The organism is Amycolatopsis sp. NPDC005961, assembly GCF_040629235.1.
In the GTDB taxonomy this organism is placed as follows: Bacteria; Actinomycetota; Actinomycetes; order Mycobacteriales; family Pseudonocardiaceae; genus Amycolatopsis; species Amycolatopsis camponoti.
On record NZ_JBEXVF010000007.1, the window covers coordinates 153,913 to 171,911 of the forward strand.

The following is a 17,999-nucleotide window of genomic DNA, read 5'->3' on the forward strand; positions in this document are numbered from 1 at the left end:
CCCGTGCGCACCCGGCTGCTGGTCGTGCTGGTCGCCCTCGCCCTCGCGGTGGTCGCCGCGTTCGCCGTGCCGCTGCTGGCGTCCACCGCCGAGCAGCGCACCCAGCAGCTGGTCATCTCCCGCACCGCCGACGTCGACCGGTTCGTCGTGCTGGCCCAGCAGGCCGTCGACACCCGCGACTCCGCGGCCCTCGTGGCCGACTCGGCCCGCTACGCCGAGCTGTACGGCGAAGGCGTCGTCATCGTCGACGCCCGGCGCGCGCCGCTGGTGCAGGCCGGTGGGCTGACCGCGGCGGACCCGGCGGTGCACGCGCTGGTCGAGGCGACGATGCGCAACGAGCCGGCGCCGCAGGTCGGCCGGCTCGGGCCGTGGTCGGCCGAACCGGCGTACTTCGCGCGGCCGGTCGGCACCGGCACCCGGGTGTCCGGCGTGGTCGTGCTCCGCGCGTCGGTGACGGCGGCGGCCGCGGACGTCGCCACCCGCTGGGGCACCATCGGCGCCGGGGCGCTGCTGGTCGCGGTGGTGTTCGTGCTGCTCGCCGTGGTGCTGGCCCGCTGGATGGTGCGGCCGCTGCACGAACTGGAGACCGGGGTCCTCGCCGTCGCCGCCGGGCACCGCGCGCACGTCCCCGAACGCACCGGGCCACGCGAGCTGCGGGTCCTGGCCGGCGAGGTCAACCGGATGTCCGAAGCCGTCCTCGAAGCAGCCGACCAGCAGCACCGGCTGGTCGCCGACGCGTCCCACCAGCTGCGCAACCCCCTTGCCGCGCTGCGGCTGCGCGTCGACTCCCTGGCCGCGCAGGTGGCGGGCGACAACGCCACCTACCGAGCGACCGTCGCCGAGGTCGAACGCCTGGAGAAGCTCCTCGACGGCCTGCTGGCCCTCGCGCTGGCCGAGAGCACGGCGACCCGAGTCGCCGCCGGGGGCGCGGACGAGGCCTGCGATCTGGCCGCCGTGCTCGCCGAACGCGTCGACGCCTGGCGCCTGGTCGCCGAGGACACCGGCTCGACGCTCGTCCCGCCGCCCGGGCACGACGAGCCGGTCACCGTGCGCTGCCCCGAGGGCGAGCTGGCCCAGATCCTCGACGTGCTGCTGGACAACGCCGTCCACTACGCCGGCCGCGGCGCGAAGATCACCACGGACTGGGAAAGCGGTCCGGAGACGGCGACCCTCGTCGTCCGCGACGACGGCCCCGGACTGTCCACTGAGGACCGGGCGCGGGCGACCGAGCGGTTCTGGCGCGCCGGCGGCGAAGGCGCCCCGCGCGGGACCGGGCTCGGGCTGGCCATCGCGCACCAGCAGGTGCGCACCCGCGGCGGCGTTCTCGAGCTGCGCCAGGCACTCCCGCACGGGCTCGAAGCCCGGGTCACGCTGCCGTTGCGGGAGGAGCCGTGACGCTCACCCGCCGCACCGCCCTGCTCGGCGGGCTCGGCCTCGTCCTGGCCGGCTGCTCGACGGCGGGCTACGGAGGTCCCGAACGGACGGTCACCATCGCCGCCGGCGAACGCGGCGGCTTCTACCTCGCCTTCGCCGAGCTGCTGGCGGCCGAGCTGAGCCGGGCCGAGCCCTGGCTGCACGCCACCGCCGTGCCGACCGAGGCCAGCGTCGCCAACGTCGAGCTGGTGCGAAGCGGGCAGGCCGACCTCGGGCTGGTGCTCGCCGACGTCGCCCAGACGGCGCTCGCCGGGACCGCGCCGTTCACCGCGAAGGTGCCGCTGCTCGCGCTCGGCCGCGTCTACGAGAACTACCTGCAGCTCGTGGTGCGGGCGGACGGCCCGATCCGCCGGCTCGCCGACCTGGCGGGCCGTCCGGTGTCGCTCGGCGCGGGCGGGTCCGGCGCGGCCCAGCTCGGCGAGCGGCTGTTCGCGAAGGCCGGGGTCGCGGTCGACGCCCGGCACCTGCTCTTCGACGACGCCGTCCGCGCGCTGGCCGCCCGGCGGGTCGACGCGATGCTGTGGTCAGGCGGGGTGCCGACACCGAAGCTCGCGGACCTCACCCGCACGACGCCGATCGCCCTGCTGCCGCTCGACGCCGTGGTCCCGGCACTGCGGGCCGCGTACGGGCCGGTGTACGACCAGGTCCAGGTGCCCGACGGCGCCTACCGCGGGGTCGGGGCGCTGGGCACGATCGGCGTGGCGAACCTGCTGGTCTGCTCCCCCGCGCTGCCCGGCGACGTCGCCGCGGCCGTCGTCCGGCTGCTCGTGGAGCGGGCGACCGACCTCGTGCCCGCCGAGGCCGTCGGCACGCAGTTCCTCGACGTGCGGACGCTGATCGGCACGCAGCCGGTGCCGCTGCAGCCGGGCGCGGCGGCCGCGTACCGGACGCTGCACGGCTGAACGCTAGATTGGGCCGGTGACCGAACCCCGCCACCCGATCGTCGAGATGCCGCTGCGCGTGCGCTACCACGAGTGCGACAGCCAGGGCATCGTCTTCAACGCCCACTACCTGGCCTATGTGGACATGTGCGCGTTCGAGGCGGAGAAGGCGCTGTTCGGTTCGCACGACGAGTTCCTGGCCCACCGCACGGACGTCGTGGTGGCGGAGGCGAACCTGAAGTTCCGCGCGCCGGCCCGGTACGACGACGAACTGGTCGTCTCGCAGTACCTGACCCACCTCGGGACGACGTCGCTGATCTTCGACTTCGAGCTCCACCGCGGCTCGACGCTCATCGCGGCGGCGAACGTCCGGTACGTGTTCATCGACCCGGCCACCCTGCGTCCGGCAGCGCCGCCGGACGCGGTCCGCAAGGTCTACGCGGACCTGCTCGGGGACTGAGCCGTGTTCCGCATTCTCTTCTACCAGCCCGAAATCCCGCCGAACACGGGCAACGCGATCCGGCTGACGGCGAACACGGGGTGCGAGCTGCACCTGGTCGAGCCGCTCGGGTTCACGTTGGAGGACAAGCAGCTGCGCCGCGCCGGGCTCGACTACCACGACCTGGCGCGGGTCCGGGTGCACGCGTCCCTGGCGGCGGCGTGGGAAGTGCTGCTGCCGGCGAAGGTCTACGCGTTCAGCGCGTCGGCGACGCGGCGGTACACGGACGTCGCGTACGCGCCCGGGGACGTCCTGCTGTTCGGGCCGGAGTCGGCGGGGCTGCCGGCGGCGGTGCAGGAGGCACCGGAGGTGACCGACCGCGTACGGCTGCCGATGCTGCCGACCAGCCGGTCGCTCAACCTGGCCAACACCGCGGCGATCACGGTCTACGAGGCCTGGCGTCAGAACGGCTTCGCGGGCGCGTGATCACCCTCCGGTAGGTTCGCCGGATGCGACAGCAGTTCCTGGGGGCGCTCATCGGCGCCGCGTTCGGCACCGTGTTCGTCCTCGTCAACTCCGGCGACCCGCTCCCCTCGGCGATCGGCTGGGTGCTGCGCGCCCTCGCCGTGGTCGCGCTGGCGGCCGTGGTGGTCCTCGGTGTCCGGGCCGGCGGCCGGCCGACGCTCGAGGGGCGGCCGATGTTCGGGCCGAGCTACCGGGTCATCGTGATCGGCGAGGTGGTGCTGCTCGTCGCCGGGTTCTTCGTGCTCAGCCTGCTCGACGCGCCGGTGCAGGCGAACGTCGCGTGGATCGCGACCGTCGTCGGCCTGCACTTCGTCGCGCTGGCCTCGGCGTGGAAGGCGCGGTCGATCCTGGTGGTCGGGGTGGTCCTCACCGTGCTGGGCGTCGTCGGTCTCGCCCTGCTCGGGAGCGCCGCCGCGTGGGTTCCGTTCGTCAGCGGCGTCCTCTCCGGGGTGACCCTGCTCGGCGGAAGCCTCTACGGCGTCCGCCGAGCCTGAGTCACGGGAGTCGCTGTCCGAAGAACAGGCTGGCCGCCGCGCCCATCATGAGGATCAGCGTTCCCACGACCACCCACGGCTTGCTCGCGTCGGCGTCCTTCAGCTCGTAGCCGATCTGCTCGCCGAGGTCCGCGTAGACCTTCTTCAGCTCTTCGGCACTGGCCGCCTTGTAGAAGTCACCGCCCGAAAGACGCGCGATCTCGCGCAGCGACTCGTCGTCCACGCTGACCGGCTGGGCCTTGCCGTCGATGTCGACCGAGCCGTGCGTCGTGCCGAACGAGATCGACGAGATCGGCACCCCGGCCTGCTTCGCCGCCTGCGCCGCCGTGTAGCCGCCGCGCGCGGCGTACAGGTCCTCGGGCACCGTCTGCTTGCCGTCGGACATCAGCACGACCCGGGCCGGCGGTGGTCCGTCGGCCCCGCCCACGACGCTGGAGAAGCTCTCCACCGACTGCAGCGCCGCGAAGATGCCTTCGCCGGTCGCCGTCGACTGGGCCAGCTTGAGGTTCTCGATCGCCTTGATCACGCCGTTGCGGTCGGTGGTCGGGTTGACCAGCACCGTCGCGGTGCCCGCGAACGAGATCAGGCCCAGGTTGATCCCCGGGGTCATGTTCCGCGCGAACTGCGTCGCCGCGTCCTGCGCCGCCTTCAGCCGCGTCGGCGCGACGTCGGTGGCCTCCATCGACAGCGACACGTCGATCACCAGCATCACGGTCGCCCGGTTGCGGGGCACCTTCTGCTCGGCGGTCGGCCCGGCCAGCCCCACGGTCAGCAACAGCAGCGACAGGACGATCAGCACGGCCGGCAGGTGCCGGACCCAGCCCTGGCTCTTCGGCGCGACCTTGTCCAGCAGGGCCAGGTTCGCGAACCGCATCGTCCGCTTGCGGCGCGCACGCTGCACCAGGACGTACCCGACGGCGACCGCCGCGACGGCGATGAGCAGCAGGAACCACCACGGCGCGGCGAACCCGGTGAGACTCATGCGCACACCTCGCTGACGCTCGGTGCGGCCTGAGCCGAAGACGCTGTGTCGAAGGGTTCGGTCGCAAGCTCCCTCACGCGACACCCCCCGACCAGCGGCGCTTGCGGGCGACGACGAACCGCACCATGTCGGCGATCCAGTCGGCGTCGGTCCGCAGCGTCAGGTGCGCCGCACCCGCGCGCCGCAGGCCGGCCGCCACCGTCTGCCGGTGGGCGTGGGCCGCGGCCCCGAACTCCTTGCGCAGCAAGGCCGACGCGTGCACTTCGCGCTGTTTCCCTGTCTCCGGGTCGGCCAGCACGACGGTGCCCACCTCGGGCAGGTCGACGTCGCGCGGGTCGAGGATTTCGATCGCGATCAGTTCGTGGCGCCCGCCCAGCGCCCGCAGCGGCCGCTCCCAGGACGGGTCGCCCAGGAAGTCGGAGATCACCACGGCCAGGCCACGGCGGCGCGGCGGACGGCGCAACGCCTCCAGCGCCTGGGCGAAGTCACCGCGGACGCCCTCGGCGGCCCGGGGCGTCTCGGCCAGCTTCCGCACCAGCCCGCGGGCGTGCGCCAGGCCGCCGCGCGCCGGGATGCGGGTCAGCTCGGCGCCGGTGGAGATCAGCGCGCCGAGCCGGTTGCCGCCGCCCCCGGTCAAGTGCGCCAGCGCGGCGACCGCGCAGACCACCAGGTCGCGCTTCTCGCACAGCGCCGTGCCGAAGTCGAGGCTCGCCGAGAGGTCGGCGACGACCCACGTCTCCAGTTCGCGGTCGGCCACGGTCTCGCGGATGTGCGGGGTCGTGGTGCGCGCGGTGACTGCCCAGTCCATCCGGCGGACGTCGTCGCCGGGCTGGTAAGGGCGGGCCTCGCCGGGCTCGGACCCCGGCCCCGGCACCAGGCCGAGGTGGTTGCCCTGCAGCAGCCCGTCGAGCCGGCGCCGGACGTCGAGCTCCAGCGTCCGGAGCCCGGCCTCCAGCCGGTCGCCGCGCAGGACCGGCGGCGCCCACGAAGGGCGGACGCCCTTCTCGTTCTTCGCCATCGCCGGCTACCTGACCGGCGCGCCCGCCGGGACCGGGCCGCCCTGGCCGGCCCCGCCCTGCGGCCGGGCCGAGACCTGCGGCAACGGCACGGTCTGCAGCACGCGCGTGATGATGTGGTCGATCGGCACGCCGTCGGCCAAGGCGTCGTAGGACAGCACGAGCCGGTGGCGCAGCACGTCCGGCACGACGTCGACGACGTCCTGCGGCAGCACGTAGTCGCGGCCGCGGACCAGGGCCAGCGCCCGGGCGGCGGCGATGATGCCGAGGCTCGCGCGCGGGGAGGCGCCGTAGGACACCCAGCCGGCGACGTCGGCGAGGCCGTGCTCGTTCGGCGTCCGGGTGGTCAGCACCAGGCGCACCACGTAGTCGACGAGGGCGTGGTGCACGAACACCTGCGCCGCGACGCCCTGCAGCCGGACCAGTTCGCCGGGGCTGAGCACCTCGTGCGGGGTGGGCGGGGTGACGCCCATCCGGTAGATGATCTCGCGCTCTTCCTCGGCCGTGGGGTACTCGACGAGGATCTTGAACAGGAACCGGTCGCGCTGCGCCTCGGGCAGCGGGTAGACGCCCTCGTTCTCGATCGGGTTCTGGGTGGCCAGGACGAGGAACGGGTCGGGCATCGGGAAGGTCTGCCCGCCGATCGACACGTGCCGCTCGGCCATCACCTCGAGCATCGCCGACTGGACCTTGGCGGGCGCGCGGTTGATCTCGTCGGCGAGCACGAAGTTGGCCACGACCGGGCCGAGCTCGACGTCGAAGCGCTCGGCGCCCTGGCGGTAGATCCGGGTGCCGAGGATGTCCGCGGGCACCAGGTCGGGGGTGAACTGGACGCGGGAGAACGAGCCGCCGACGACCCGGGCGAACGTCTCCACCGCGAGGGTCTTCGCCACGCCGGGTACGCCTTCGAGCAGCAGGTGGCCCTTGGCCAGCAGGCCGACCAGCATCCGCTCGACCAGGCGGTCCTGGCCGACGATGATCCGCTTGACCTCGAACACGGTCCGCTCCAGCAACTGGGCGTCCCGCGCCGGTGTCGCCTGCTGGCCGTTCCCGCCCTCGGCGTAGCCGGGCTCGGTCACTCTGCCTCCTCGAAAGTTCGTGCGCCGCCCCCGCGACGGTGATCACGCGGTGCGACCGTACTGCGTCCTGCGGTGGTTCGTCTCATCCGGCACGCGGACGCACGCGTTGCCCCGTCAGTAGCCAACACCTTCCCCGGTGTGACATCTGTGAAGCAGCCGGTCAGCGGTGGCGCTCGAGGTCCTCGGGGGTGTCGATGTCGTCCGCTTCGCCCCGTTCCGCCGGGATCTCGGCGACGGCCAGGCCGCCCAGCACGCGGCGCAGCGCGGCGTTCTCCGGCCGCTCCGGCAGCGCCGCCTTCAGCGCGGTGATCCGCCACGCGCCGAGCAGCCACTGCCGCGACCCGGCGGCGTCCACGAGCACGGCACCGTCGCCGTCGCCGATCGCCGTGACCAGGCGGTCCACTGTGGACCGGCGGACGCCCGGGAGGTCGGCGGCCAGCACCGCCACCGCCTCGACGTCGTCCGGGACGAACGCGAGCCCCGCGGCCAGCGCCGCCACCGGCCCGGTGCCCGGCACCGGTTCGCGGGTCCACACGACGTCGAAGCCGGGTCGCCGCGGGCCGACGACGATCACCCGCTCGGCGCCGTCCAGTGCGTGGATCGCGCGGGCGAGCAGGGGCTTCCCGCCCACCGACAGGGCGGGCTTGTCCACACCGGACAGTCTGCGGGCCGAGCCACCGGCCACCACGATCCCCGCGTACCGCATCCGGGGAGGCTAGCCGCCGGGGACACGGGAGGTGAAGCCCGGCATACTCGTCGTGTGCCCTACACCGCCGAGCCGCGCGTCGACGCCTACATCGACGCTTTGCCGGACTGGCAGCAGGCGATCTGCCGGGAGGTCCGCGAGCTGGTCCACGCGGCCGACCCCGAGGTGACCGAGACGATCAAGCGCACCCGGCAGCCCTACTTCGTGCTCGAAGGCAACATCTGCGCCCTGCTGGCGGCGAAGGACCACGTCAACGTCTTCGTCTACGACGGTGGCATCGTCCCCGACCCCGAAGGCATCATCACCGCCGGGCACGACAACAAGACCGCACGGACGGTCGCCTTCCGCCAGGGCGAGACCATCAACGCGCCCGCGCTCACGGCGATGTTCCGGCAGATCATCGCGAACAACCGGGCCGGCGGCTGGCGCAAGCTGAAACGCGAGCGCTGACCTCAGCGGCCGAGCACGAGGTAGGCGAGTCCCAGTACGCCCCGGTAGTCCCGGACGTACTGGCGCAGCCGCTCGTCGAGCCACTCCCGCACCGCCCCGGCCCGCGGGTCGTCCGGGTGCGCCAGGAGCCACTCCTGCCAGGCCGCCTTCGACGTCGACTCGAAGTCGTCCCATTCGAGCTGGTCGGCCGTGCTGAGGTGCAGCACGCGCCAGCCCGCGGCGTCGGCCGCTTCGAGCAGTTCCGGCAGCGTCAGCGTGTCCGGGCCGAAGATCTCCAGCGCCGCCGGGTTCGGCGGGGCCGCCCAGAAGCCGTCGCCGTAGAGCAGCCGGCCGCCGGCGGGAACCACCTCGGCGAGCCGGGCGAGCGCGGCCTTCGTCGAGCCGAAAGCGTGGGCGGCGCCGATGCAGAAGGCCCGGTCGGCCGGTCCCGGCCAGGTCGCGGCCTCCGCCTCGGTGAAGTCCACCGCCAAGCCACGTTCGGCGGCCGCGGCCCGCCCGCGGTCGAGGCCGGTCACGTCGGTGTCGACGCCCGTCACGCGCAGGCCGGGCGCGCGGGCGGCCGCCCGCAGCGGCAGCTCGCCCCAGCCGCAGCCGAGGTCGACGAGCCGGCCCTCCCCCAGGTCCATCCGGTCGAGCAGCAGCTCCGCGTGGAGCTCGGACAGCGGCGTGTTCCAGCGCATCCGGGTGCGCCGCAGCGCGTTCAGTTCGTCGTCCACCGGGCGATCCTGTCGCCGCTCGACGCGGGCGTCGAGCGAGTTTCAGCCGATCAGCCGGGTCGCGTACGGCATGATCCCGCCGTAGCGCACCGGCGAGACCCGGACCCGCAGGCCGGACTGCGGCGCCTCGACCATCTGCCCGCCGCCCAGGTAGAGCGCGACGTGGTGGATGCCGCCGGCCCCACCCCAGAAGAGCATGTCGCCGCGGCGCATCTGCGAGAGCGGGACCCGGCGCCCGGACGTGTACTGGTAGCCGCTGTAGTGCGGCAGGCCCGTGACCCCGGCGAAGGCGTAGATCATCAGGCCGGAGCAGTCGAAGCCGATCTTGTTGTAGTCGCCGTAGCGGTCGGCGACGCCGCCGTCGCGGATGCCGCGGGTCGGGCCGCTCGCGTTGCCGCCGCCCCAGGCGTAGGGCAGGCCGATCTTCGACAGCGCCCGGGCGATGACCGCCTCGATGGACGAGCCGGCCGGGCCCGCCGGCGGCCGGCTCGCCGGGCGGCCGCCCCCACCGCCGGACGAGCCGAGCGCGGCCTGGCGGGCGCGCTCGTCGTCTTCGCGCTGCTTCTGGGCGAGCCAGTCCTGGTAGCGCTGCCGCTGGCCCTGCAGGCCGCTGACCTTCGACTGGGCGGCGTACAGCTGCTGCTCGACGTCGGACTTGTTCTTCTCGAGCTGGGTGTTCTGCGACGCCTGGTTGTCCTGGGCCGTGACGGCGGCCGACTGCGCGGAGTCCGCGCTGTGCTTCGCCTGGCGGGCGGCGTCCTGCTTCTGCTGCGCGATCTCGGCGGCCTTGCGGGCCGCCGAGTCCTTGTTCGACTTCTCGGTCTGCGCCTGCTGGAGCCGGTCGAGGGCGTTGAGCCGGTCGCCGCCGACGGCGTCGAGCAGCTGTGCGCGGGCCAGCATGTCCTTGGGGCTGTCGGCGCTCAGGTACGCCGAGAGCGAGCCGACCGTGCTGCCCTGCTGGAAGCTCGCGGCGGCGAAGGTCTTGAGATCGCCGCGGGCCTTCTCGATGGCCGCGGCGGCCGCGTCCGCCTCGGTCCGGGCGGCCTTCGCGTCGTTCTCCGCCTGGGCGGCGGCGTCCTGCGCGGACTGCAGGTCGACCAGGGCCTTGTTGGCCTCTTCCTGCTTGAGCTCGACGTCGTCCTGCAGCTGGGACAGCCTCTGCTCGGCCTGGGCCAGCTGGTTGGTCAGCCGGCCGACTTCACCGGCCTTCGCGTTCGCCTGGGCCTTGCTGTTGTTCAGCTCCGAGTCGCTCGGGTTGGGCGGCGGCGGGGGCGCGGCCAGGCCGGTGCCGCCGGCCCCGAACAAGATCACCAGGACCAGGGTGCTCACGGTCAGTCCACGGCGTGTGCCGGGCACCTTCTCGCCCCTGCGCCGTTCCGGCACGACCGCCACCTCCGCTCACCTGCGCACATCGCGCGTCACTGCAGTCACACCACTATCACAAGCATCACCGGAAACTTACACACCGTAGGCACCAATTCCCCTTATTGAGGGACCCCCGGCGCGGATGGCGCAGCCCACACCGCGTGTCGTCTTGAACCCCAAACAGGACGCGCGTACTGTTTGAGCCACCGCGAGGTGTGCCATCCCGAATCCGGTCCTACGGTGGGGGTGCGCAAGACTCGCGTCCGCCCCGTGCGGACTCTGCACGACCTGAGCACGAAACCCGAACTGACCGAACTGACCCGGGACTCGACCGCCGCACCGGCGCGGAAGTCCATGCCACTGGAGTTAGACGTGACCGCACCTGCCAGCAAGGACAGCTTCGGCGCCAAAGACACGCTGAAGGTCGGCGACGCCTCGTACGAGGTGTTCCGCCTGAACAAGGTCGAGGGCGCCGAGCGCCTGCCGTACAGCCTCAAGGTCCTGCTCGAGAACCTGCTGCGCACCGAGGACGGCGCGAACATCACCGCCGACCACATCCGCGCGCTGAGCTCGTGGGACCCGAAGGCCGACCCGTCGATCGAGATCCAGTTCACGCCCGCCCGCGTGATCATGCAGGACTTCACCGGCGTCCCCTGCGTCGTCGACCTCGCCACCATGCGCGAGGCCGTCACCGACCTCGGCGGCGACCCGGACAAGGTCAACCCGCTCGCGCCGGCCGAGCTGGTCATCGACCACTCGGTCATCATCGACGTCTTCGGCCGCCCGGACGCCTTCGAGCGCAACGTCGAGATCGAGTACGAGCGCAACCGCGAGCGCTACCAGTTCCTGCGCTGGGGCCAGGGCGCCTTCGACGAGTTCAAGGTCGTCCCGCCGGGCACCGGCATCGTGCACCAGGTCAACATCGAGCACCTCGCCCGCACGGTGATGAGCCGCAACGGCCAGGCCTACCCCGACTCCTGCGTCGGCACCGACTCGCACACCACCATGGTCAACGGCCTGGGCGTGCTGGGCTGGGGCGTCGGCGGCATCGAGGCCGAGGCCGCCATGCTGGGCCAGCCGGTCTCGATGCTGATCCCGCGCGTCGTCGGCTTCAAGCTGACCGGCGAGATCCCGGCCGGCGTCACCGCCACCGACGTCGTCCTCACGATCACCGAGATGCTGCGCCGCCACGGCGTGGTCGGCAAGTTCGTCGAGTTCTACGGCGAGAGCGTGGCCGCGGTGCCGCTGGCCAACCGCGCCACCATCGGCAACATGAGCCCGGAGTTCGGCTCCACCGCGGCGATCTTCCCGATCGACGAGGAGACCGTCCGCTACCTCAAGCTGACCGGCCGCTCGGCCGAGCAGGTCGCGCTGGTCGAGGCCTACGCCAAGGAGCAGGGCCTCTGGCACGACCCGTCGCACGAGGCGTCCTACTCCGAGTACCTCGAGCTGGACCTGTCGACGGTCGTCCCGTCGATCGCCGGCCCGAAGCGCCCGCAGGACCGCATCGAGCTGTCGGACGCGAAGTCGGCGTTCCGCAAGTCGATCCACGACTACGTGGACGGCGAGGACACCACGCCGCACACCAAGATGGACGAGGCTTCGGAGGAGTCCTTCCCGGCCAGCGACGCCCCGTCGCTGTCGTTCGCCGAGGACGACGCCGCGCCGGTCACCAGCTCCGCCGCGAACGGCGCGTCGGGCCGCCCGAGCAAGCCGGTCAAGGTCTCGACCTCCGACCGCGGCGAGTTCGTGCTCGACCACGGCGCCGTGGTGATCGCCTCGATCACCTCGTGCACCAACACTTCGAACCCGTCGGTCATGCTCGGCGCCGCGCTGCTCGCGCGCAACGCCGTGGACAAGGGCCTCGCGGTCAAGCCGTGGGTCAAGACGTCGATGGCGCCGGGCTCGCAGGTCGTCACCGACTACTACACCAAGGCCAACCTGTGGCCGTACCTGGAGAAGCTGGGCTACCACCTGGTCGGCTACGGCTGCACCACCTGCATCGGCAACTCGGGCCCGCTGTCGGACGAGATCTCCGCGGCGATCCAGGAGAACGACCTCACCGCGGTCTCGGTGCTCTCGGGCAACCGGAACTTCGAAGGCCGGATCAACCCCGACGTGAAGATGAACTACCTCGCGTCGCCGCCGCTGGTCATCGCCTACGCGCTGGCCGGCACGATGGACTTCGACTTCGCGAACCAGCCGCTGGGCCAGGACGAGCACGGCACCGACGTCTTCCTCAAGGACATCTGGCCGACCGCGCAGGAGATCCAGGAGACCATCGACTACGCGATCACGCAGGAGATGTTCACCAAGGACTACGCCGACGTCTTCGACGGCGGTGAGCGCTGGAAGGCGCTGCCCACCCCGGAGGGCAAGACCTTCGAGTGGGACGCCGAGTCCACCTACGTCCGGAAGCCCCCGTACTTCGAGGGCATGACGCCGGAGCCGGCCGCGGTCACCGACATCTCCGGCGCGCGCGTGCTGGCGAAGCTGGGCGACTCGGTCACCACCGACCACATCTCCCCCGCCGGCGCGATCAAGCCGGGCACCCCGGCCGCGCAGTACCTGACCGAGCACGGCGTGGAGAAGAAGGACTTCAACTCCTACGGCTCGCGGCGCGGCAACCACGAGGTGATGATCCGCGGCACGTTCGCGAACATCCGCCTGCGCAACCAGCTCCTGGACGACGTCCAGGGCGGCTACACCCGCGACTTCACGCAGGAGGGCGCCCCGCAGGCGTTCATCTACGACGCGGCGCAGAACTACGCGGCGGCGGGCACCCCGCTGGTCGTGCTGGGCGGCAAGGAGTACGGCTCGGGTTCGTCGCGCGACTGGGCGGCCAAGGGCACGTCGCTGCTGGGCGTGCGCGCGGTCATCACCGAGTCGTTCGAGCGCATCCACCGCTCGAACCTGATCGGCATGGGCGTCATCCCGCTGCAGTTCCCGCAGGGCGAGTCGGCTTCTTCGCTCGGCCTCGACGGCACCGAGACGTTCGACATCTCGGGCATCACGGCGCTCAACGACGGCGACACCCCGCGCACGGTGCACGTCACCGCCACCAAGGCGGACGGCACCAAGGTGGAGTTCGAGGCGGATGTCCGCATCGACACCCCGGGTGAGGCGGACTACTACCGCAACGGCGGCATCCTGCAGTACGTGCTGCGGAAGATGACGCAGGCGTAAGGGTTCCCGCTAGGAAAAGGCCTCCCCGTTCGGTGAGCGGGGAGGCCTTTTCTCAGGCCGGCACGGCTTCCCAGCGCACGCTGGAAACCGACGGCTCCAGCGAAAGCCGGGACACCGCCGCCTCCATCTGGGCGTCGTCGCGCTGGTCGCCGACCAGCTCGGCGCGGACCTCGACCGTGCGATCGTCCCGGTCGGTGCTCAGCACCGACAGCAGCCGGAAGTCCGTGCGGTTCAACGACTGCACGAGCAGCGCCCGCACGTGCGCCTCGGTCGCGTCGCGCGTCACCGCCTGGAACGCGTACCTCGTCGGTGTCTCGTCACCCGCTTCCGGGCGCCGGTCGACGACGCGGCCGAGCGGCCGCAGCACCACGTTCACCCCGACCACGACGGCGGTTCCCGCCGCCGCGACCCCGTACAGCCCGGCCCCGGCGAGCGATCCCACGGCGGCCGAGCACCACAGCGTCGCCGCCGTGTTGAGACCGCGGACGTTGAGGCCGTCGCGCATGATGACGCCGGCGCCGAGGAACCCGATGCCCGAGACGATCTGCGCGGCCACCCGGGTCGGGTCGGCGTCGCCGCTCGAAGCCAGCCCGCCGAACCCGTGGGCGGACAGCAGCACGAACAGCGTCGCGCCGACCGCGACCAGTGCGTTGGTGCGCAACCCGGCCATCCGGGCGCGGAACTGGCGCTCGACTCCGATGACGGCGCCCAGGCCGACGCCGGCGCCTACGCGCAGCAGCATTTCGAAGGTGGTCATGTCCGACTCGTTTCCGGCGTGCGCGCACTGCCGGACAGGAGGAGACCGGACGAGCTCAGCCCAGCCGGAAGCCTCCGGTGAGCGCACGCCCGGTCATCCGCTGACTGTCCGCTGGCATGTGCCGCTCACCTCGCTTCCGTTGCTCGTGGTTGATCAACCCGACCACTGTAGCGCCGGGACCGCGGCGCGAGGCTGTGATGATCACTACGCCCAGTGGCGACGCAGGTGCGGGACGAGGTCTTCGGGCCGCTCGTCCGGGAAGAACAGCTTCGCGCCGGGTACCTCGATGACCTCGGTCACCCCGGGGACGGCGTCGCGGAAGCGGTACGCCCACTCGATCCCGAAGTTCGGGTCACCGGTGCCCCACACGAGCAGCGTCGGCACCCGGAACTCCTTGAGCAGCGGTTCGATCGCGTCCAGCTCTTCGCCGCGGACCGACGTCAGCAGCCGCTCGAACTGCCGGGCCGCCTCGAGCGTGCCGCCGACCGGGCGCACGAAGGCGTCCAGGACCTCGTCGGACAGCTGTCCGGGGTGTTCGTAGCCGCCGCCCAGCGCACTGGTTCGCGCCCGCGTGGGGTCCGCGGTGAGCTGGACCAGCAGCGGCGCCAGCTTCCCTCGTTCGGCCAGCTCGACGATCGGGCGGAACGCCTCGGGCGGCAGGTTGCCCTGCGTGTCGCAGTTGGTCAGGGTGAGCGTCCGCAGCCGTTCGGCGTGGTGCACGGCGAAGACCTGCGCGACCGCGCCGCCGGTGTCGTTGGCGACGACGTCGAGTCCGCCCAGCTCCAGCGACTCGCAGAAGTCACCGAGCAGCCGCGCCAACCCGTTCAGGCTCAGGTCCTGATCGGGGGTCACCGGCGACGCGCCGTGGCCCGGCAGGTCGAGCGCGATGCACCGCCGCTCCCCCGCCAGCTCGGTGATCACCTTGCGCCACAACAGGTTGTTCGTTCCCACGCCGTGCACGAAGAGCGCGACCGGCCCCTCGCCCACGTCGGTGTAGCTCACCTCGCCGGACGCCGTCGACACGCGCCCGCGCTGGTCCTCCCAGGTTCGCAAGTCCATCGGTACAGTCCCTCCAGAAGTAAACCGACTGACGGTCTAGTATGAACAGACCGTCAGTCGGTTTGTCAACGACGGAGGCAGCCGACTCGCATGAACAAGAAGATCGACCGCGGCCAGGCGACCCGCGAGCACCTCGTCGCGGTCGCCACCGGCCTGTTCACCGAACAAGGCTACGACGGCACCTCGATCGAGGCCGTCCTGCGGGCCGCCGAGGTGAGCCGGGGCGCGCTCTACCACCACTTCCCCGGCAAGGACGCGTTGTTCGCCGCGGTCCTGGACACCGTCTACGAGCGGGTCGGCGCGGAGGGCGCGAAAGCCGTCGAGGGCCTGACCGACCCGGTGACGGCCTTGCGCGCCGCGTGTCTCGCCTGGATCCGGAGCACCCGCGATCCCGTGGTGCGCCAGGTGATGCTCATCGACGCGCCAGCCGTGCTGGGCTGGCAACGGTGGCGGGAGATCGACGAAGAACGCACGCTCGGCAAGATCAAGGCGGCGCTGCGACGCGACGGCCGGATCCCCAAGGCGCGCGTGGACCTCTTCGCGCACGTGTTGCTCGCCGGGATGAACGAGATCGCGATGCTGGTCGCCCGCGCCGACGACCACGGGAGCACCGCCGCCGAAGCCGAAGCGGCAGCCGGAGATTTGCTGGACCGCTTGCTGGGGACGTGAAACGGGCCGGGGCGACAGTGTCACCCCGACCCGTTTTCCTTGCTGCTAAGCGGTTTCGAACGGCTGGACGTTCGGCTGGAACACCTGCCCGTTCGCCGGCACCTTGAGGTCGGTCAGGTAGTCCGCCACGGCCTTGTCGACGCCCAGCGCGTCGCCGAGGATGCAGTGGCCGAACGCGTCGACCGAGAGCAGCCGGGAGTTGCCGAGCTCGGCCGCCATGCGCTGGCCGAACTTGTACTGCGTCGCCGGGTCGTAGTAGTTGCTCACCACGACCACCGGGACGTCGGTCTTGGCCCGCCACGGACCGCGGTAGACGTCCGGCTTCTTCGCCGGCCACACCGGGCAGCCCGCCGTGTCGGCGAACGCCTGGTAGCGGCCGAAGGTGCGCGACTCGCGCTCCCACTTCGCGGCGATGTCCGGGACCTGCTCCTGCTTGATCTTGAACGGCTTGTCGGAGCAGTTGACGGCGAAGTACGAGTCGTCACTGGTGTAGGGGCTGTCCGGGTTCTGGTCGGCCAGGCCCTGCTTGCCACCGGTGAGCACCTTCAGCTGCTTCGCGGCCAGCGTCTGAGCCTGCGCGCCCGCCGGGTGGATCGCGGTGTAGAGCGCCTGCAGGTCCTCGGCCAGGCCGGGGAACGCCGACGGCGAGTACAGGACGCTCGACACGCCGCCGGTGAACGCGTTGATGTCCACCGTGCCACCGCCGGGGATGGTGATCGGCTGCTTGCGGAGGTACTCGCGCAGTTCGTCGAACTTCGCCCGCGGGGTGCCGTCGCTGAACGCGCACTTCGGGCCGGCCTGGTCGCAGCGCTTGAGGAACCCGTCGAGCGAGATCTCGAAGCCCTGCGCGCGTTCCCGGTCGTACTGCACGCCGTCGCTGGTGCGCAGCGCCGGGTCGACGTTGCCGTCGATGACGATCGCCCGCGACTGCTTCGGGAACATCGACGTGTAGGTCGAGCCGATCAGCGTCCCGTAGGAGAAGCCGACGAAGGTGAGCTTCTGGTCGCCGACCGCCGCGCGCAGCGTGTCGAGGTCGCGCACGACGTCCTTGGTGGACATGTGGTTCAGCAGCGAACCGGCGTTGTTCTTGCAGAACTTGCCGTAGTCGCGGTAGCTGGCGAGGGTGCCGGAGATCTCGGCCCGGCTCAGCGGCACCGGGATCTGGGCGCCGAAGACCTCGTCGGCGTCCTCCTGGGTGGTGAAGCAGCGCAGCGGGTTGCTCTGGCCGACGCCGCGCGGGTCGAACCCGACGAGGTCGAACCGGTCGAGCACCTGCGGCTGGAAGTAGTACTGGCCGCTGATCGGCATCCGCAGGCCCGAGCCGCCGGGGCCGCCGGGGTTGAGGAACAGCGAGCCGACGCGGGCGTCCGGCGTGCGGGCGGCGCGCTTGAGCAGCGCGATGTCGATGGTGCCCAGCGCGGCGTTGTCGTGGTCGATCGGCACGCGGTAGCGCGCGCAGCTGTAGAACTTCACCTGGTCGGCGGGCACGCCGGCCAGCGTGTCGCTCGAGCAGGTGCCCCAGGTGACGGCGGCGGTCGCGCCGACGACCGCGGGCTTGACCACCGCGTCGGCAGCTGTCGGGTCTGGGGCCGCCGCCGCGGTGCCGGCCGTCCCGGTGACGCCGAGTCCGGCCACGAGCGCCCCCACCAGTGCGAACGACCGCACCCGGCCTCTTGTGGATCTCAGCAAGACGTCTCCTCCCTAAGTGGCGTACTCGCCGCGCGTCCGAGACGTCACGGCGCGTTACCCGGGAGAGACTGGCACAAATCGGTGAATCCCGTCACCGGCCGAAAGGATGGTGGGAACCTACCGATCCGGGCGGGTGAGGACGAAAACGGGCAACGAACGCCCCGCCTCCTTGCGCTCCATCGCGTACCCCGGCCAGAACTCCAGCAGCTCACGCCACATCGCGGCGTACTCCTCGCCGTGCAGCTCCCGCGCGACGACGTCCACCGGCTTCCCGGCGCGCGCCACCTGGCACTTCGGGTCGGCCCGGAGGTTCAGCGCCCACGCCGGGTCGTTCGGGCGGCCCCAGTTCGACGCCGTCAGCACGAGGTCGTCGCCGCGCGGGAAGCAGAGCAGGTTCGTGCCGCGGGGCAGCCCGCTCTTGCGGCCGGTCGTCGTGAGGCGGACCGACGGCAGCCCGGCGAGCGCCACGAGGCTCACCCGGCCGCCGAACGCCCGATGCAGTTTCTTGTCCGCCCAGACGACGAACCCGGCCGTGCGCATCAGCCACGGCCG

Annotated in this window: 18 protein-coding genes; 8 read left to right on the plus strand and 10 right to left on the minus strand. The window is 72.0% G+C overall.

What is annotated here, in order from left to right; translation table 11 throughout:
• Positions 1–3 precede the first annotated feature (3 nt).
• Genes ABZ342_RS09080 through ABZ342_RS09100 form a run of 5 tightly spaced genes read left to right on the plus strand, consistent with a single transcriptional unit; the run spans position 4 to position 3,773 of the window.
• Positions 4–1,395: a HAMP domain-containing sensor histidine kinase gene (locus ABZ342_RS09080; RefSeq protein WP_155544145.1), complete on the plus strand. Its 1,392-nt coding sequence runs from the start codon at positions 4–6 to the stop codon at positions 1,393–1,395.
• Positions 1,392–2,336 (plus strand): TAXI family TRAP transporter solute-binding subunit, encoded by a 945-nt coding sequence (locus ABZ342_RS09085; RefSeq protein ID WP_360470523.1) that lies wholly within the window; start codon positions 1,392–1,394, stop codon positions 2,334–2,336. Before ABZ342_RS09080 ends, ABZ342_RS09085 begins: the two co-directional genes overlap by 4 nt.
• A gap of 16 nt (positions 2,337–2,352) precedes the next feature.
• Positions 2,353–2,775, plus strand: coding sequence for a thioesterase family protein (locus tag ABZ342_RS09090; RefSeq protein WP_360470526.1), 423 nt, complete (start codon positions 2,353–2,355; stop codon positions 2,773–2,775).
• 3 nt (positions 2,776–2,778) lie between these two features.
• On the plus strand, positions 2,779–3,240 hold the full coding sequence (locus tag ABZ342_RS09095; RefSeq protein ID WP_360470529.1) for a tRNA (cytidine(34)-2'-O)-methyltransferase: 462 nt from the start codon (positions 2,779–2,781) through the stop codon (positions 3,238–3,240).
• Positions 3,241–3,263: 23 nt separating this feature from the next.
• Positions 3,264–3,773, plus strand: coding sequence for a hypothetical protein (locus tag ABZ342_RS09100; protein WP_360470531.1), 510 nt, complete (start codon positions 3,264–3,266; stop codon positions 3,771–3,773).
• A gap of 1 nt (position 3,774) precedes the next feature.
• Here the strand turns inward: ABZ342_RS09100 and ABZ342_RS09105 are convergent, their stop codons facing one another.
• From ABZ342_RS09105 to ABZ342_RS09120, 4 genes are all read right to left on the minus strand, one after another.
• Positions 3,775–4,755 (minus strand): VWA domain-containing protein, encoded by a 981-nt coding sequence (locus tag ABZ342_RS09105; RefSeq protein ID WP_360470534.1) that lies wholly within the window; start codon positions 4,753–4,755, stop codon positions 3,775–3,777.
• Positions 4,756–4,828: 73 nt separating this feature from the next.
• Entirely contained in the window at positions 4,829–5,773 is a 945-nt protein-coding gene (locus ABZ342_RS09110; RefSeq protein ID WP_360470536.1) for a DUF58 domain-containing protein, read from the minus strand.
• 6 nt (positions 5,774–5,779) lie between these two features.
• Positions 5,780–6,850: an AAA family ATPase gene (locus ABZ342_RS09115; RefSeq protein WP_360470539.1), complete on the minus strand. Its 1,071-nt coding sequence runs from the start codon at positions 6,848–6,850 to the stop codon at positions 5,780–5,782.
• A gap of 160 nt (positions 6,851–7,010) precedes the next feature.
• Entirely contained in the window at positions 7,011–7,556 is a 546-nt protein-coding gene (locus tag ABZ342_RS09120; protein WP_360470541.1) for an NTP transferase domain-containing protein, read from the minus strand.
• 54 nt (positions 7,557–7,610) lie between these two features.
• On the opposite strand from ABZ342_RS09120, the gene ABZ342_RS09125 reads away from it, so the two are divergent.
• The gene (locus ABZ342_RS09125) at positions 7,611–8,006 is read left to right on the plus strand and encodes a DUF1801 domain-containing protein (RefSeq protein ID WP_360470544.1); all 396 of its coding nucleotides are present in this window, start codon (positions 7,611–7,613) and stop codon (positions 8,004–8,006) included.
• A 2-nt stretch (positions 8,007–8,008) separates the two neighbouring features.
• Here ABZ342_RS09125 and ABZ342_RS09130 read toward each other — a convergent pair whose 3' ends face one another.
• Positions 8,009–8,722, minus strand: coding sequence for a methyltransferase domain-containing protein (locus ABZ342_RS09130; protein ID WP_360470547.1), 714 nt, complete (start codon positions 8,720–8,722; stop codon positions 8,009–8,011).
• 42 nt (positions 8,723–8,764) lie between these two features.
• Positions 8,765–10,078, minus strand: coding sequence for an NlpC/P60 family protein (locus ABZ342_RS09135; protein ID WP_360470658.1), 1,314 nt, complete (start codon positions 10,076–10,078; stop codon positions 8,765–8,767).
• Positions 10,079–10,441: 363 nt separating this feature from the next.
• Here ABZ342_RS09135 and ABZ342_RS09140 point away from each other — a divergent pair, with 363 nt between their 5' ends.
• Positions 10,442–13,273: an aconitate hydratase gene (locus tag ABZ342_RS09140; protein WP_196425969.1), complete on the plus strand. Its 2,832-nt coding sequence runs from the start codon at positions 10,442–10,444 to the stop codon at positions 13,271–13,273.
• A gap of 52 nt (positions 13,274–13,325) precedes the next feature.
• Here the strand turns inward: ABZ342_RS09140 and ABZ342_RS09145 are convergent, their stop codons facing one another.
• Positions 13,326–14,030, minus strand: a complete 705-nt coding sequence (locus tag ABZ342_RS09145; RefSeq protein ID WP_360470550.1) for an MgtC/SapB family protein — start codon at positions 14,028–14,030, stop codon at positions 13,326–13,328.
• A 204-nt stretch (positions 14,031–14,234) separates the two neighbouring features.
• Positions 14,235–15,089 carry an alpha/beta hydrolase gene (locus tag ABZ342_RS09150; RefSeq protein ID WP_360470552.1) on the minus strand — a complete coding sequence of 285 codons (855 nt, stop codon included), beginning with the start codon at positions 15,087–15,089 and terminating at the stop codon, positions 14,235–14,237.
• Positions 15,090–15,179: 90 nt separating this feature from the next.
• Between ABZ342_RS09150 and ABZ342_RS09155 the strand changes: the two genes are divergently transcribed.
• Positions 15,180–15,758: a TetR/AcrR family transcriptional regulator gene (locus ABZ342_RS09155; protein WP_360470555.1), complete on the plus strand. Its 579-nt coding sequence runs from the start codon at positions 15,180–15,182 to the stop codon at positions 15,756–15,758.
• Between the two features lie 45 nt (positions 15,759–15,803).
• Here ABZ342_RS09155 and ABZ342_RS09160 read toward each other — a convergent pair whose 3' ends face one another.
• Together ABZ342_RS09160 and ABZ342_RS09165 are read right to left on the minus strand one after the other, a co-directional pair.
• Positions 15,804–17,423, minus strand: coding sequence for an alpha/beta hydrolase (locus tag ABZ342_RS09160; protein ID WP_360470557.1), 1,620 nt, complete (start codon positions 17,421–17,423; stop codon positions 15,804–15,806).
• 141 nt (positions 17,424–17,564) lie between these two features.
• Positions 17,565–17,987, minus strand: a complete 423-nt coding sequence (locus tag ABZ342_RS09165; protein WP_155549954.1) for a nitroreductase family deazaflavin-dependent oxidoreductase — start codon at positions 17,985–17,987, stop codon at positions 17,565–17,567.
• Positions 17,988–17,999 lie beyond the last annotated feature (12 nt).

What these genes read in the sequence shown, in the direction of transcription:
- ABZ342_RS09100 (WP_360470531.1), top strand. Translation starts at nt 3,264, where the DNA reads ATGCGACAGCAGTTCCTGGGGGCGCTCATCGGCGCCGCGTTCGGCACC.
- ABZ342_RS09105 (WP_360470534.1), bottom strand. Translation starts at nt 4,755, where the DNA reads ATGAGTCTCACCGGGTTCGCCGCGCCGTGGTGGTTCCTGCTGCTCATC.
- ABZ342_RS09110 (WP_360470536.1), bottom strand. Translation starts at nt 5,773, where the DNA reads ATGGCGAAGAACGAGAAGGGCGTCCGCCCTTCGTGGGCGCCGCCGGTC.
- ABZ342_RS09120 (WP_360470541.1), bottom strand. Translation starts at nt 7,556, where the DNA reads ATGCGGTACGCGGGGATCGTGGTGGCCGGTGGCTCGGCCCGCAGACTG.
- ABZ342_RS09140 (WP_196425969.1), top strand. Translation starts at nt 10,442, where the DNA reads ATGCCACTGGAGTTAGACGTGACCGCACCTGCCAGCAAGGACAGCTTC.
- ABZ342_RS09145 (WP_360470550.1), bottom strand. Translation starts at nt 14,030, where the DNA reads ATGACCACCTTCGAAATGCTGCTGCGCGTAGGCGCCGGCGTCGGCCTG.
- ABZ342_RS09150 (WP_360470552.1), bottom strand. Translation starts at nt 15,089, where the DNA reads ATGGACTTGCGAACCTGGGAGGACCAGCGCGGGCGCGTGTCGACGGCG.
- ABZ342_RS09155 (WP_360470555.1), top strand. Translation starts at nt 15,180, where the DNA reads ATGAACAAGAAGATCGACCGCGGCCAGGCGACCCGCGAGCACCTCGTC.
- ABZ342_RS09165 (WP_155549954.1), bottom strand. Translation starts at nt 17,987, where the DNA reads ATGCGCACGGCCGGGTTCGTCGTCTGGGCGGACAAGAAACTGCATCGG.